10 protein-coding genes are annotated in these 16365 nt (G+C 56.9%); 8 read left to right on the top strand and 2 right to left on the bottom strand.

What is annotated here, in order from left to right:
• Positions 1–1003 precede the first annotated feature (1003 nt).
• The 4 genes from rplJ (at position 1004) to rpoC (ending at position 10629) form a co-directional block, all read left to right on the top strand.
• The gene (gene rplJ, locus ACR0MQ_RS19410) at positions 1004–1522 is read left to right on the top strand and encodes a 50S ribosomal protein L10 (protein WP_010441181.1); all 519 of its coding nucleotides are present in this window, start codon (positions 1004–1006) and stop codon (positions 1520–1522) included.
• Between the two features lie 80 nt (positions 1523–1602).
• Positions 1603–1977, top strand: a complete 375-nt coding sequence (gene rplL, locus ACR0MQ_RS19415) for a 50S ribosomal protein L7/L12 (RefSeq protein WP_010441182.1) — start codon at positions 1603–1605, stop codon at positions 1975–1977.
• 250 nt (positions 1978–2227) lie between these two features.
• Positions 2228–6337, top strand: coding sequence for a DNA-directed RNA polymerase subunit beta (gene rpoB, locus ACR0MQ_RS19420; RefSeq protein WP_480610223.1), 4110 nt, complete (start codon positions 2228–2230; stop codon positions 6335–6337).
• A 50-nt stretch (positions 6338–6387) separates the two neighbouring features.
• Positions 6388–10629: a DNA-directed RNA polymerase subunit beta' gene (rpoC, locus tag ACR0MQ_RS19425; RefSeq protein WP_480610225.1), complete on the top strand. Its 4242-nt coding sequence runs from the start codon at positions 6388–6390 to the stop codon at positions 10627–10629.
• A 53-nt stretch (positions 10630–10682) separates the two neighbouring features.
• On the opposite strand, the gene fosX is transcribed toward rpoC, so the two are convergent.
• Positions 10683–11087 carry a FosX/FosE/FosI family fosfomycin resistance hydrolase gene (fosX, locus tag ACR0MQ_RS19430; RefSeq protein WP_319546240.1) on the bottom strand — a complete coding sequence of 135 codons (405 nt, stop codon included), beginning with the start codon at positions 11085–11087 and terminating at the stop codon, positions 10683–10685.
• A 170-nt stretch (positions 11088–11257) separates the two neighbouring features.
• Here fosX and ACR0MQ_RS19435 point away from each other — a divergent pair, with 170 nt between their 5' ends.
• Positions 11258–12127, top strand: a complete 870-nt coding sequence (locus ACR0MQ_RS19435) for a DMT family transporter (protein WP_480610227.1) — start codon at positions 11258–11260, stop codon at positions 12125–12127.
• On the opposite strand, the gene ACR0MQ_RS19440 is transcribed toward ACR0MQ_RS19435, so the two are convergent.
• Entirely contained in the window at positions 12112–12927 is an 816-nt protein-coding gene (locus ACR0MQ_RS19440; protein ID WP_170775224.1) for a putative rhamnosyl transferase, read from the bottom strand. The two genes, ACR0MQ_RS19435 and ACR0MQ_RS19440, sit on opposite strands and share 16 nt — an antisense overlap.
• A 397-nt stretch (positions 12928–13324) precedes the next feature.
• Here ACR0MQ_RS19440 and rpsL point away from each other — a divergent pair, with 397 nt between their 5' ends.
• Genes rpsL through fusA form a run of 3 tightly spaced genes read left to right on the top strand, consistent with a single transcriptional unit; the run spans position 13325 to position 16318 of the window.
• Positions 13325–13696, top strand: a complete 372-nt coding sequence (rpsL, locus tag ACR0MQ_RS19445; RefSeq protein WP_005621086.1) for a 30S ribosomal protein S12 — start codon at positions 13325–13327, stop codon at positions 13694–13696.
• Between the two features lie 15 nt (positions 13697–13711).
• Complete coding sequence (gene rpsG, locus ACR0MQ_RS19450; RefSeq protein ID WP_010441203.1) at positions 13712–14182, top strand: 30S ribosomal protein S7; 471 nt, start codon at positions 13712–13714, stop codon at positions 14180–14182.
• Positions 14183–14200: 18 nt separating this feature from the next.
• Positions 14201–16318 (top strand): elongation factor G, encoded by a 2118-nt coding sequence (gene fusA, locus ACR0MQ_RS19455; RefSeq protein WP_010441205.1) that lies wholly within the window; start codon positions 14201–14203, stop codon positions 16316–16318.
• The last annotated feature ends 47 nt before the right edge of the window (positions 16319–16365 follow it).

Here is a 16365-nt window from a genome sequence, read left to right on the forward strand (position 1 = left end):
ATTGCTTGACCTCTTCACCTCGTCAGGCTCATAACCTGAAGGTCAGAGGTTCAAATCCTACTCCCAAAACCAAATTCCAAACAACCCGTTCGTTCTACAAACAGTTCACCAAACTGCTTGCTCCGCGGTCAATCCTCCTCAGCACCATAACCGGAAACTCAGACGGGCAAATGTAAGTGTTGTATCTGACCCTATGGTGCGGACTGATTTGGAGTGCGTTCCCGATAATGACAAGCTGCGCGCAGCTTTGTGTTTGTGCTGCCCCCTGGCAGTTCGATCTGACACCTACGCCGCCTCCAGCGCACCCAGACCGGACGCTGTGTAACAAGTTTTCGTAAGAGGCTATCTAGCCACAGTTTCAAAGTAGTAATTTGGCATCGGTGGGTTCTGATCAGTGAACGGGCGTCAATGATAACGTTCACTTGCCCAGTAGTTAAAAACAGATTTGCTGAAGACCAAAAAGACATAAGGGATCACAGCTGTATTCCACGCTGGAAAGCGTGCAATACACCAATTCGAAGCGACAACAGGCGCTACCAACGTCGCAATCGCTTTGAGCTTGTGTTTGGTGGGTAGAAAAAAGGTGGAGCATAGCAACCGGTTACCAAAATGGCTCAAAGATCTTTCGCTCGTAGTCGCTTTGGCTGTCCTCGTTATCTACCGTGTATGAGACTTGCACCGAAAGTACGCTTATTTCTGAACGTTCGAAACACACCCATAGGTGCAATTTACCTCTTGGAAACCCGGCCTATCTGTCCTAAGTAGACCTGCGGAATAAAGCGTGCGATTCGTCGTGCGCTTTATTTTGTTTCGTCCAAGACGGTGGGTGGTGCCATGCGGCCCCTTAATTCCCTGCCTGAGACGGGTAAGACCAAAGAATTCTGAGGGTCACGATCCTCGGGCGAGTTTTGGCCCATCCCGTAACAACGGACCTGAACGCCGGAGCGTAAGCTACGGCAAATATGAGCCGGGGTGAGATATCGCCCCTAACTTGGAGAGAACTGTGGATAGAGCCCAGAAAGAGAAAGTGGTCGAGGAACTCGGCCAAATCTTCGAAAGCTCTGGCGTCGTAGTGGTTTCGCACTACGCCGGTCTGACAGTTGCCGAGATGCAGGACCTTCGCGCACGTGCTCGTGACGCGGGTGGTGCCGTGCGTGTTGCCAAGAACAGGCTCGCCAAAATCGCCCTTGAGGGTAAGCCGTGTGAAAGCATGGCCGACCTGCTGACAGGGATGACCGTTCTGACCTATTCCGAGGACCCCGTGGCAGCAGCCAAGGTGGCCGAGGACTTCGCTAAGGATAACAAGAATTTTGAGATCCTCGGCGGTGCTATGGGCGAGAACGCTCTGGACCGCAAAGGCGTCGAAACAGTTTCGAAAATGCCGTCTCGTGAAGAGCTTATTGCTTCGATCGTTGGCTGCATTGGCGCACCTGCTTCGAACATCGCCGGCGCGATTGGCGCACCTGCAAGCAACATCGCAAGCATCCTTTCCACCATCGAAGAGAAGGCGGAAGCTGCGTAAGCGGTTGGCACTGAATGATCTGCGTAGGGGAATTCCCCTGACGTTGGAACACACACTGTAAAACGGAAAGAGCTAATACAATGGCTGATCTGAAAGCACTCGCAGAAAGCATCGTGGGTCTGACCCTGCTGGAAGCACAAGAACTGAAAACCATCCTCAAAGACGAATACGGCATCGAGCCTGCAGCTGGCGGCGCCGTAATGGTTGCAGCTGGTGGCGACGCCGGTGGCGCAGCTGAGGAAGAAAAAACCGAATTCGACGTCGTTCTGAAGAACGCCGGTGCTTCGAAAATCAACGTGATCAAAGAAGTTCGCGGCATCACTGGTCTGGGCCTGAAAGAAGCCAAAGAGCTGGTCGAAGCTGGCGGCAAGATCAAAGAAGGTGTGTCGAAAGACGAAGCCGAAGAAGTCAAAGGCAAGCTGGAAGCAGCTGGCGCCGAAGTCGAGCTGGCCTAAGCCAACCGACAGGTGCATCGCTGATGCGCCGCAAATTTTGGCTGGGCCCGGAGAAATCCGGGTCCAGCCGAACCTGTCTTAGAAAGGGCCTCATTATCTGGGGCGTTTTCTAAGACACGGTTTTCGGATCGGGAGGCCACCTTCGGGACGGTGGCCACGAATTGATCCGGACGTGTCGTCTCGAATGTGCAAGATGCCGGGGCCCGACGGTGTCTTTGCCCGCTGAGAACATCGAAAGGTGACATCTGACATGGCTCAAACGTTCCTTGGCCAGAAACGTCTTCGTAAATATTACGGCAAAATCCGCGAAGTGCTGGAGATGCCAAACCTCATTGAGGTCCAGAAATCTTCTTATGATCTTTTCCTGCGCTCCGGCGATGCAGAACAGCCCACAGACGGCGAAGGCATCAAAGGTGTGTTCCAGTCGGTTTTCCCGATCAAGGATTTCAACGAAACCTCCGTTCTGGAGTTCGTGAAATACGATCTGGAAAAACCCAAATACGACGTCGAAGAGTGCATGCAGCGCGATATGACCTACAGCGCGCCGCTGAAGGTCACCCTGCGTCTGATCGTGTTTGATGTCGATGAGGACACCGGCGCCAAATCGGTCAAAGACATCAAAGAACAGGACGTGTTCATGGGCGACATGCCCCTGATGACACCGAACGGGACGTTCATCGTGAACGGCACCGAGCGTGTGATCGTGTCCCAGATGCACCGCTCCCCCGGTGTGTTCTTCGACCACGACAAGGGCAAGACCCATTCCTCGGGCAAGCTGCTGTTTGCCTGCCGCATCATCCCGTATCGCGGCAGCTGGCTGGACTTTGAGTTCGACGCCAAGGACATCGTGTTCGCCCGTATCGACCGCCGCCGTAAGCTGCCTGTGACAACCCTGCTCTATGCGCTGGGTCTGGATCAGGAAGCGATCATGGACGCGTATTACAACACCGTGTCCTACAAACTGGATAAGAAGAAGGGTTGGGTCACACCGTTCTTCCCCGAGCGCGTGCGTGGCACCCGCCCGACGTATGATCTGATCGCCGCGAAATCCGGTGAAGTGATTGCCGAAGCCGGCAAGAAAGTCACTCCGCGCGCGGTTAAGAAGCTGATCGACGAAGGTGCTGTTACCGACCTGCTTGTGCCCTTCGACAACATCGTCGGCAAGTATGTCGCCAAGGACATCATCAACGAAGAAAACGGCGCGATCTATGTCGAAGCCGGTGATGAGCTGACGCTGGAGTACGACAAGGACGGCGATCTGATCGGCGGCACCGTCAAGGACCTGATGGATGCGGGCATCACCGACATCCCGGTTCTGGACATCGACAACGTCAATGTTGGCCCCTACATGCGCAACACAATGGCTCAGGACAAGAACCTGAACCGCGAAAGCGCGCTGATGGACATCTACCGCGTCATGCGCCCGGGCGAGCCGCCCACCGTCGAGGCTGCGTCGGCTCTGTTCGACACCCTGTTCTTCGACAGCGAGCGTTATGACCTGTCCGCCGTTGGTCGCGTGAAGATGAACATGCGCCTCGCTCTGGACGCGCCGGACACCCTGCGCACCCTGCGCCGCGAAGACATCGTGGCCTGCATCAAGGCGCTGGTGGAACTGCGTGACGGCAAAGGCGACGTGGACGATATTGACCATCTCGGCAACCGTCGTGTGCGCTCGGTCGGCGAACTGATGGAAAACCAGTACCGCGTCGGCCTGCTGCGCATGGAGCGCGCGATCAAAGAGCGTATGTCGTCGGTCGAGATCGACACCGTCATGCCGCAGGATCTGATCAACGCGAAACCGGCTGCGGCTGCTGTTCGTGAATTCTTCGGCTCATCGCAGCTGTCGCAGTTCATGGACCAGACCAACCCGCTGTCGGAAGTTACCCACAAACGCCGCCTCTCGGCGCTTGGCCCCGGTGGTCTGACGCGTGAGCGTGCGGGCTTTGAGGTGCGCGACGTGCACCCGACCCACTATGGCCGGATGTGCCCGATTGAAACGCCGGAAGGTCCGAACATCGGTCTGATCAACAGCCTCGCCACCTTTGCCCGCGTGAACAAGTATGGCTTCATCGAAACACCGTACCGCGTCGTCAAAGACGCCGAGGTGACCGATGAGGTTCACTACATGTCCGCGACCGAGGAAATGCGTCACACCGTGGCGCAGGCGAACGCGACGCTGGATGCGGATGGCAAGTTCATCAACGATCTGGTTTCGACCCGTCAGGCTGGTGACTACACCCTTGCCCCGCGCGAGAATGTGGACCTGATCGACGTGTCGCCGAAACAGCTGGTATCAGTCGCTGCATCGCTGATCCCGTTCCTTGAAAATGACGACGCCAACCGCGCTCTGATGGGCTCGAACATGCAACGTCAGGCGGTTCCGCTGCTGCGGGCCGAGGCGCCGCTGGTCGGTACCGGGATCGAGGAAAAGGTTGCGATCGACTCGGGCGCTGCGATTCAGGCGAAACGCGCCGGTATCATCGACCAGGTCGATGCCCAGCGTATCGTTATCCGCGCCACCGAAGATCTGGAACTGGGCGACGCTGGCGTTGACATCTATCGTCTGCGCAAATTCCAGCGTTCGAACCAGAACACCTGCATCAACCAGCGTCCGCTGATCAAGGTGGGTGACACTGTCCAGAAGGGTGAGGTAATTGCCGACGGTCCGTCGACCGATATGGGTGAACTGGCTCTGGGCAAAAACGTGGTCGTCGCGTTCATGCCGTGGAACGGTTACAACTACGAAGACTCCATCCTGATCTCGGAACGTATTGCGCGTGACGACGTCTTTACCTCGGTCCATATCGAGGAATTCGAAGTCGCCGCCCGTGACACAAAGCTAGGTCCGGAAGAAATCACTCGTGACATCCCGAACGTCGGTGAAGAAGCGCTGCGCAACCTCGACGAGGCGGGCATCGTTTACATCGGTGCGGATGTTGAGCCGGGCGATATTCTGGTCGGCAAGATCACTCCGAAGGGCGAAAGCCCGATGACCCCGGAAGAAAAGCTGCTGCGCGCCATCTTTGGTGAAAAAGCATCTGACGTGCGCGACACCTCGCTGCGCGTGAAGCCGGGCGATTACGGTACGGTCGTTGAGGTCCGCGTCTTCAACCGTCACGGCGTCGAAAAAGACGAGCGTGCGCTGCAGATCGAGCGTGAGGAAGTCGAACGTCTGGCCCGTGACCGCAACATCTATGCGCGTCTGCAGGGTCTGATCCTGGGTAAAACCGCTGTCAAAGGCCCGAAAGGCGTCAAGCCCGGCTCGGTTATCACCGAGGAGCTGCTGGAAACCCTGACCCGTGGTCAGTGGTGGCAGCTGGCACTGGAAGGTGAGCAGGACGCACAGATCGTCGAAGCTCTGAACGAGCAGTACGAAGTGCAAAAGCGTGCTCTGGACGCCCGTTTCGAAGACAAAGTCGAGAAGGTCCGCCGTGGCGACGACCTGCCGCCGGGTGTGATGAAGATGGTCAAAGTCTTCATCGCCGTGAAGCGCAAGCTGCAGCCGGGTGACAAGATGGCCGGTCGTCACGGGAACAAGGGTGTGATCTCCAAGGTTGTTCCGATGGAAGACATGCCGTTCCTCGCCGATGGTACGCCGGTAGACTTCTGTCTGAACCCGCTGGGCGTGCCTTCGCGTATGAACGTTGGTCAGATCCTTGAAACCCACATGGGTTGGGCCGCACGCGGTCTGGGTCTGAATATCGACGACGCTCTGGGTGAATACCGCCGTTCCGGCGATCTGACCCCGGTTCGCGAAGCGATGAAGCTGGCCTATGGCGAAAATGTCTACGAAGAAGGCATCACCGGTCTGGACGAGGATGGCCTGATCGAGGCTGCGGGCAACGTAACCCGCGGTGTTCCGATCGCAACCCCGGTCTTCGACGGTGCCAAAGAAGCTGACGTCAACGACGCGCTGGTGCGTGCGGGCTTCTCGGAAAGCGGTCAGTCGGTTCTGTTCGACGGTCGTACGGGTGAGCAATTCGCGCGTCCGGTGACCGTGGGCATCAAGTACCTGCTGAAACTGCACCACCTGGTGGATGACAAGATCCACGCGCGTTCGACTGGCCCGTACTCGCTGGTCACACAGCAGCCGTTGGGTGGTAAGGCGCAGTTCGGTGGTCAGCGCTTTGGTGAGATGGAGGTCTGGGCGCTGGAAGCTTACGGCGCCGCCTACACCCTGCAGGAGATGCTCACCGTGAAATCGGATGACGTCGCCGGCCGGACCAAGGTCTATGAGTCGATCGTCAAGGGCGAAGATAACTTTGAAGCGGGCGTACCGGAATCGTTCAACGTTCTGGTTAAAGAAGTCCGTGGTCTCGGCCTGAATATGGAACTCCTGGATGCGGAGGTTGAGGAGTAAGGGCCTTGCCCTTTCTCCCGTCCCCCCTTCCGCAAGATTTGAGGTAACAAATGAACCAGGAAATCACCAACAACCCGTTCAACCCGCTGACGCCCCCGAAAGTATTCGACGAGATCAAGGTCTCGCTGGCGTCGCCCGAGCGGATCCTGTCTTGGTCCTATGGCGAGATCAAGAAACCCGAAACCATCAACTACCGGACGTTCAAGCCCGAGCGTGACGGTCTGTTCTGCGCGCGTATCTTTGGCCCGATCAAAGATTACGAATGCCTGTGCGGCAAATATAAGCGGATGAAATATCGCGGCGTTGTCTGCGAGAAATGCGGTGTGGAAGTCACCCTGCAGAAAGTCCGCCGCGAACGTATGGGCCACATCGAACTGGCCGCGCCTGTTGCACACATCTGGTTCCTGAAGTCGCTGCCGTCCCGCATCGGCCTGATGCTGGACATGACGCTGCGCGATCTGGAACGTGTTCTGTACTTCGAAAACTACGTCGTCATCGAGCCCGGTCTGACTGACCTGACCTACGGCCAGATGCTGACTGAAGAAGAGTACATGGACGCTCAGGATGCCTACGGCATGGACGCGTTCACCGCGAATATCGGTGCCGAAGCCATCCGTGAGATGCTGGCCCAGATCGATCTGGAAGCCGAAGCCGAGCAGCTGCGTGCTGATCTGGCCGAAGCAACCGGCGAACTGAAGCCCAAGAAGATCATCAAGCGACTGAAGGTTGTTGAATCCTTCCTCGAGTCGGGCAACCGGCCTGAGTGGATGGTGATGACCGTGATCCCGGTCATTCCGCCGGAACTGCGTCCGCTGGTTCCGCTGGATGGTGGCCGTTTCGCGACCTCAGATCTGAACGATCTGTATCGTCGCGTCATCAACCGGAACAACCGTCTGAAGCGTCTGATCGAGCTGCGCGCGCCTGATATCATCGTCCGTAACGAAAAGCGGATGCTGCAGGAATCCGTGGATGCTCTGTTCGACAATGGCCGTCGTGGCCGCGTGATCACCGGCGCCAACAAGCGTCCGCTGAAATCGCTGTCGGACATGCTGAAAGGTAAGCAGGGTCGCTTCCGTCAGAACCTTCTGGGTAAGCGCGTCGACTTCTCGGGCCGTTCGGTCATTGTGACCGGTCCGGAGCTGAAGCTGCACCAGTGTGGTCTGCCCAAGAAGATGGCTCTGGAACTGTTCAAGCCGTTCATCTATTCGCGCCTTGAAGCCAAGGGTCTGTCTTCGACTGTTAAGCAGGCGAAGAAACTGGTCGAGAAAGAGCGTCCCGAAGTGTGGGATATCCTCGACGAGGTGATCCGCGAACACCCTGTCATGCTGAACCGCGCGCCGACGTTGCACCGTCTTGGCATTCAGGCGTTCGAGCCCGTTCTGATCGAAGGTAAAGCCATCCAGCTGCACCCGCTGGTCTGCTCGGCCTTTAACGCCGACTTCGACGGTGACCAGATGGCCGTTCACGTCCCGCTGAGCCTTGAGGCCCAGCTGGAAGCCCGTGTTCTGATGATGTCGACGAACAACGTTCTGTCGCCTGCAAACGGCGCACCGATCATCGTTCCGTCGCAGGATATGATTCTGGGTCTGTACTACGTGACCCTGGAACGCGAAGGCATGCCGGGCGAAGGCAAGGTCTTCGGTTCGATCGAAGAAGTTCAGCACGCGCTGGACGCGGGTGAGGTGCATCTGCACTCGAAAATCACTGCGCGGATTACGCAAATCGACGACGAAGGCAACGAAGTTCAAAAGCGCTATGAAACCACTCCGGGCCGGCTGCGTCTGGGTGCGTTGCTGCCGATGAACAACAAAGCGCCGTTCGAGCTGGTCAACCGCCTGCTGCGGAAGAAAGAAGTGCAGCAGGTGATCGACACCGTCTACCGTTACTGCGGTCAGAAAGAGTCGGTCATCTTCTGTGATCAGATCATGTCGATGGGCTTCAAAGAAGCTTTCAAAGCGGGCATCTCGTTCGGTAAGGACGACATGGTTATTCCCGATGACAAGTGGGGCATCGTTGATGACACTCGCGGTCAGGTGAAGGACTTTGAACAGCAGTACATGGACGGCCTGATCACTCAGGGCGAAAAGTACAACAAAGTTGTCGATGCCTGGTCGAAGTGTAACGACCGCGTCACCGAGGCGATGATGAGCACGATCTCGGATGTCGCCAAAGCCGAAGACGGGTCGGATCAGGAACCGAACTCGGTCTACATGATGGCCCACTCCGGTGCGCGTGGCTCGGTTACTCAGATGAAACAGCTGGGCGGTATGCGCGGCCTGATGGCCAAGCCGAACGGTGACATCATCGAGACGCCGATCATCTCGAACTTTAAGGAAGGTCTGACCGTTCTCGAGTACTTCAACTCGACCCACGGTGCCCGTAAGGGTCTGTCGGATACCGCTCTGAAGACGGCGAACTCGGGTTACCTGACCCGTCGTCTGGTGGATGTCGCTCAGGACTGCATCGTTCGTGAGATCGACTGTGGTACCGAGCGTGCCATCACTGCCGAAGCCGCCGTGAACGACGGCGAGGTTGTTGCCTCGCTGGCCGAACGCGTGCTGGGCCGTGTAGCTGCGGACGATGTTCTGCGTCCGGGCACGGACGAGGTGATCGTTGCCGCTGGTCAGTTGATTGACGAGCGCATGGCCGACACTATCGATGAAGCCGGTGTTGCATCGATGCGTATCCGCTCGCCTCTGACCTGCGAGTCCGAGGAAGGCGTCTGCGCCACCTGCTACGGTCGTGACCTTGCACGTGGTACCATGGTGAACACAGGTGAGGCTGTCGGCATCATCGCCGCGCAGTCCATCGGTGAGCCCGGTACACAGCTTACCATGCGGACCTTCCACATCGGTGGTGTTGCGCAAGGTGGTCAGCAGTCGTTCCAGGAAGCCAGCCAGGAAGGTGTCGTTTCCTTCGAGAACCCGCAGATTCTGGTCAATGCCACAGGCGAAAGCCTGGTCATGGGCCGGAACATGAAGCTGGTGATCAGCGATGAACACGGCGAAGAGCGTGCCAGCCACAAGCTGGGCTATGGCTCCAAGCTGTTCGTCAAGGACGGCACAAACGTGGCCCGTGGCGACAAGCTGTACGAATGGGACCCCTACACTCTGCCGATCATCGCCGAGAAGGCCGGTACTGCGAAATATGTCGACCTTGTTTCGGGCATCGCTGTCCGCGATGAGACCGACGATGCAACTGGTATGACCCAGAAGATCGTGATCGATTGGCGCGCTGCCCCCAAAGGTAGCGACCTCAAGCCCGAGATCATTCTGGTCGGCGAAGATGGCGAGCCGGTCCGCAACGATGCGGGCAACCCGGTTCACTATCCGATGTCGGTGGATGCGATCCTGTCGGTCGAAGATGGTCAGCAGATCGAAGCCGGTGACGTTGTCGCGCGTATCCCGCGTGAAGGTGCTAAGACCAAGGACATCACCGGTGGTCTGCCGCGTGTGGCCGAACTGTTCGAAGCCCGCCGTCCGAAAGATCACGCGATCATCGCAGAAGCCGATGGTTACGTGCGCTTTGGCCGCGACTACAAGAACAAGCGCCGTATCAGCATCGAACCGGCTGACGAGTCGATGGAGACCATCGAGTACATGGTGCCCAAGGGCAAGCACATCCCGGTTGCCGAAGGGGACTTCATCCAGAAGGGTGAATACCTGATGGATGGTAACCCGGCTCCTCATGACATCCTGTCCATTATGGGCGTCGAAGCGCTGGCGGATTACATGATCGACGAAGTGCAGGACGTCTATCGTCTGCAGGGCGTGAAGATCAACGACAAGCATATCGAAGTCATCGTGCGCCAGATGCTGCAGAAGTGGGAGATCCTGGATTCAGGCGACACCACCCTGCTGAAAGGCGAACATGTCGACAAGCAGGAGTTCGACGCTGCCAACGAGAAAACCATCTCGCGCGGCGGCCGTCCGGCTCAGGGCGAACCGATCCTCCTGGGGATCACCAAAGCCTCGCTGCAGACGCGTTCGTTCATCTCGGCGGCCTCGTTCCAGGAAACCACTCGCGTTCTGACCGAAGCCTCGGTTCAGGGCAAGAAGGACAAGCTGGTTGGCCTGAAAGAGAACGTCATCGTTGGTCGCTTGATCCCCGCCGGTACCGGTGGGGCCACTCAGGCCGTGCGCCACATCGCGCAGTCGCGTGACAACGTGGTTATCGAAGCCCGCCGGGAAGAGGCCGAAGCGGCCGCTGCTTTGGCCGCTCCGACATTCGACGACGATATGGTCGGTGATGAGCTGGACGTTCTGGTGGAAACACCGGAAAGCCGCGAATAAGCACCGCACCATAAAACAAATGAGGCCCTGCAAAATTGCGGGGCCTTTTTTATTTAGCCCGCGGCGTACCGTTTTAATCGTTCCTCCAGCGTACCGCTGTGCAGTTCAAACATATGGTTGTCGTAGTCATAAAAATAGATTGATTGCCCTTCCCCGGGTACGCGGGATCGACCCTCCCGGATTTCAAGGCCCAGCGACCGGATGCGTTGCAACCTGTCGTCATATTCATCTACGCTCATCTTGAACGCGACGTGATTGTAGGTTTTTTCGGACAGCGGATCGCCCTCCATAATCGCGACCCAAACACCCCCGATATCGAAAAACCGCTCTTTTGAAAGCGAGAAAGTCCGATCGCCGCTGTCGTAGATTTTTTTGGCATCCAGAATTGTTGTCAGTACCTCTTCCATCTTGTCCAGATTTCGGGTGATGAAGGTAATATGGCTCAGGCCCTCAATCACAGTGCACCTCTTCAGTTTGACCGGACTTCAAAATAACAATGTACCGGTCAAAGTCAGCCTCTAGGTCCATCCTGACTCACCTGCGATGGCTGATTATCCATTGCAGAGTTGACATTGGGTTTGCCTGATTGGCCAATGGGCACATTGTAGTGGGATCGGGCGAAACCAGAATGACACCAAATCTAAGGGGCGCCTTGCTGATGATGGGCAGCATGGCTGCCTTTACTGTCAACGATACGCTCGTGAAGGTGGTGGGGCAGGATATGCCGCTGTTCCAGTTGGTCGCCACACGAGGGGCGTTGGCAACGATTCTCGTGTTCTTTCTTGCACGCCATCTTGGGGCGCTTCATTTGGATTTTTCCCGCCACGATAAGTGGTTGGTTGTGTTTCGATGCCTTGCCGAATTGTCGGCGACATTCTTCTTCCTGACTGCGTTAATGCACATGCCGTTGGCCAATGTAACGGCGGTGTTGCAAGCGTTACCCTTGACTGTGACCCTGGGCGCTGCGTTGTTTTTTCAGGAAAAAATCGGGTGGCGGAGGATTGTCGCGATTGCAATGGGATTTGTTGGAATGTTGCTGATCGTTCGGCCCGGCCCGGATGGCTTCAGCATTTACGCCATTTATGCACTGATTGCGGTTGCATCGGTTACGGCCCGTGATCTTATCACGCGACACATGTCCGCAGAAGTACCATCCATGGTCGTGACGTTGGCAACATCGCTTTCTATTACCACTGTTGCTGCAATCGTTTCAGTTTTCGAGGGGTGGGTGCCGGTTTCGACCCCATCAGGTGCGATGGTCGCCAGTGCAGCGGTCTTTGTTTTGATGGGGTATCTGTTCAGCGTCATGGTGATGCGCGTGGGGGAGGTCGGTTTTATTGCGCCATTCCGCTATTCCAGTCTGCTTTGGGCACTGGGGCTTGGATGGGCGGTATTTGGCGACTGGCCCGACATGATTACCCTGTTGGGTGCGGCATTGGTCGTCGGGGCAGGGATGTTCACACTGTTCCGCGAACGATCGCGTCAGGCGGAGGACTGATGTAACCGCGCGAACCGCGGATTTATCGCGAAACGTGTGGCAAATTCGGATTCGATCTCCGGTGTTATCGGAGCAAGTTGCGCCTTCTGTTTCCCTGCGCGTGGCGAGTCGTTGGAATTGTTCAGTGACCTGATCCACATCGGGTGATCAGGATAGCTGATAACCGGCATGAAACGTCCGATCCGGTTATGGGTGAAGCTTATGATTGTGTGAGTGCATCCGCCCGAGACCAGCATGCCCAGTCCAACCCCGAGCAAAGACTTGTAGACCTGCGCTGCCTGTGTGCCTGCGGGTCTAAAACTGGCCTGATACCCGTTATTGAAATCTATCCCGATCGCTTGATTTTTCTTGATCAAACCCGCGCCGTAATCTGCTGCTTCTCGGAGTTTTTCCACGAAGTCTATGGAAACGCTGTCGTCGTCGTCATGACGGAACTGAAGACAAGGCTGGTCTGGATGCGACCGCGCGTTTTGAAGGATTTGTTTCATGACCTGCCGGTGTTTCTGATCCGGCTCGACTGCTCTTTGGATGATCTGAACCTGCTTGATGTCAGTGGTTAGATCTTTGAGGCGGTCGAGCGCCGTTTTAGGTAGACAGTCTCCGACGGCGATCAGCAGCTGGAAATCCTTGTCGGTCTGTGCGCGAAAGCTGGGCAGGGTTAGGGATTCAAACAGGCGAAACCGCTCTTCCAGACGGGTAGGGTGGTATAAATGGCGGCGCCGCTTTTCGACCGTGTCGTGTTCGATTTGGAAATCGCCGAGGGCAGGGAATGAAAATCGGCACAGGCCAATGACTTGCATGGATCATCCAATGGATAGCGGGACGCGCCCACTATGCACGCGGTAGGTATAAGCCGCAATGCGGGCGAACAGTGGAATTCCCAGCCCAATCCTGATAAATGGCTGATATCTTGATGTGCCACACGCCTTTGTTGCATGGCTGTTGACACTCGGGCCGACTCCCCCTATTACGCGCGACATCTCGGTACCGGGGGCCGCCCCGTAACCGATTTCAGTAATGAACTGGTCAAGGCCCGGACACTTTTATCGTTCGCGCCCTCTGATAACAAACCGCGACGTTCACCTCGGAATGGGAACGCTCGCGGATTTTGCGCTTGTGGACGCATAAGTGCAGCGAATTTAACCGCACGCAGCCGCGTGCATGTCATGTGTGTTGCAAAACGGGGAAGAAACCGGAATGCCAACTATTCAACAGCTGATCCGCAAGCCGCGGCAGCCCAAAGTAAAACGCTCAAAGTCCATGCACCTGGAGCAGTGCCCGCAGAAACGCGGCGTCTGCACACGTGTTTACACCACCACACCTAAAAAGCCGAACTCGGCGATGCGTAAGGTTGCCAAAGTGCGCCTGACCAACGGGTTTGAGGTCATCTCGTACATCCCCGGTGAAAGCCACAACCTGCAGGAACACTCGGTTGTTCTGATCCGTGGTGGCCGTGTAAAAGACCTTCCCGGTGTGCGTTACCACATCCTGCGCGGTGTTCTGGATACTCAGGGCGTCAAAGATCGTAAGCAACGTCGTTCGAAATACGGCGCGAAGCGTCCCAAGTAAGAAGGAGAGGCTGATATGTCACGTCGTCACGCCGCCGAAAAACGCGAAGTCCTGCCTGACGCCAAATTTGGCGACAAGGTACTGACCAAATTCATGAACAACCTGATGATCGACGGCAAGAAGTCGGTCGCAGAGCGCATCGTTTACAACGCGTTTGACCGCGTTGAGAACAAGGTAAAGCGCGCTCCTGTCGAAGTGTTCCACGAAGCGCTCGACAACATCAAACCGTCGGTTGAGGTTCGCTCGCGCCGGGTTGGTGGTGCAACCTACCAGGTTCCGGTCGAAGTGCGCCCCGAGCGCCGCGAAGCACTGGCCATCCGCTGGCTGATCACTGCTGCGCGCGGCCGCAACGAAAACACCATGGAAGAGCGCCTTGCAGGTGAGCTGTTGGACGCTGTTCAGTCCCGCGGTACTGCCGTCAAGAAACGCGAAGACACCCACAAGATGGCCGAGGCGAACAAAGCCTTCAGCCATTACCGTTGGTAATCCCAGAGGCTTAGACAAATGTCACGCGAATATCCTCTCGAACTGTACCGTAACTTCGGTATCATGGCGCACATCGACGCAGGTAAGACCACCTGCTCGGAGCGTATCCTGTATTACACTGGTAAATCCCACAACATCGGTGAGGTGCACGATGGTGCAGCCACCATGGACTGGATGGAGCAGGAGCAGGAACGCGGCATCACCATCACTTCGGCTGCGACCACCACTTTCTGGGAGCGCACCGAGGACGGTCAGACCGCAGAAACCCCGAAGCACCGCCTGAACATCATCGACACCCCCGGCCACGTTGACTTCACCATCGAAGTCGAACGTTCGCTGGCGGTTCTCGACGGTGCCGTCTGCGTTCTGGACGCAAACGCCGGTGTTGAGCCCCAGACCGAAACCGTGTGGCGTCAGGCTGACCGCTACAAGGTTCCGCGTATGGTTTTCGTCAACAAGATGGACAAGATCGGCGCTGACTTCTTCAACTGCGTCAACATGATCGAAGACCGCACCGGCGCACGCGCTGTTCCGGTTGGTATTCCGATAGGTGCCGAGTCCGAGCTGGAAGGTCTGATCGACCTGGTCACCATGGAAGAGTGGCTTTGGCAGGGCGAAGATCTGGGCGCAAGCTGGATCAAAGCTCCGATCCGCGACAGCCTGAAAGACATGGCTGACGAATGGCGCGGCAAGATGATCGAAGCGGCCGTCGAAATGGACGACGACGCGATGATGGAATACCTGGAAGGCAATGAGCCCGACGTTCCGACCCTGCGCGCCCTGCTGCGCAAAGGCACCCTGGACATCGCGTTCGTTCCGGTTCTGGGTGGTTCGGCGTTCAAGAACAAAGGCGTTCAGCCGCTGCTCAACGCTGTGATCGACTATCTGCCCAGCCCGCTGGACGTTGTCGATTACATGGGCTTCAAGCCCGGCGACGAAGAAGAGATTCGTGACATCGCGCGTCGTGCCGATGACGACATGGCTTTCTCGGGTCTGGCGTTCAAAATCATGAACGACCCCTTCGTTGGCTCGCTGACCTTCACCCGGATCTACTCGGGCACCATGAACAAGGGTGACTCAATCCTGAACTCGACCAAAGGTAAGAAAGAGCGCATCGGTCGTATGATGATGATGCACTCGAACAACCGGGAAGAGATCGAAGAAGCGTTTGCAGGCGACATCATCGCGCTGGCGGGTCTGAAAGACACCACCACCGGTGACACTTTGTGTGATGCGAAGGATCCGGTGGTTCTGGAAACCATGACCTTCCCAGATCCGGTGATCGAGATCGCGGTTGAGCCCAAAACCAAAGGCGACCAAGAGAAGATGTCCCAGGGCCTGGCCCGTCTGGCCGCAGAAGACCCGTCCTTCCGTGTGGAAACTGATCTGGAATCGGGTCAGACCATCATGAAGGGCATGGGCGAACTTCACCTGGACATCCTGGTTGACCGCCTGAAGCGTGAGTTCAAGGTTGAGGCCAACATCGGTGCACCGCAGGTGGCCTATCGTGAGACCATCGGTCACGAAGTCGAACATACCTACACCCACAAGAAACAGTCGGGTGGTTCGGGTCAGTTCGCCGAAGTGAAGATGATCATCTCGCCGACGGAACCTGCCGAGGGTTATTCATTCGAAAGCCGCATCGTTGGTGGCGCGGTACCGAAGGAATACATTCCGGGCGTTGAAAAGGGCATCAACTCGGTCATGGATAGCGGCCCGCTGGCTGGCTTCCCCGTGATCGATTTCAAGGTTGCCTTGATCGACGGTAAGTTCCACGACGTTGACTCGAGCGTTCTGGCGTTCGAAATCGCGGCCCGTATGTGTATGCGTGAAGGCATGCGCAAAGCTGGCGCGAAACTGCTGGAACCGATCATGAAGGTCGAAGTGATCACCCCGGAAGAATATACCGGCGGTATCATCGGCGACCTTACCTCGCGTCGTGGCCAGGTGTCTGGTCAGGAGCCACGCGGCAACGCAATCGCGATCGATGCATTTGTTCCGCTGGCCAACATGTTCGGCTACATCAACACACTGCGTTCGATGTCGTCGGGCCGTGCCCAATTCACCATGCAGTTCGACCATTACGATCCGGTTCCGCAGAACATCTCGGACGAGATTCAGGCGAAATACGCATAAGCGAAGATTTGAGGGAGTCCGGATCACGGGCTCCCTTCATTACCGAA

It is taken from the genome of Ruegeria sp. AN6 (assembly GCF_056540425.1).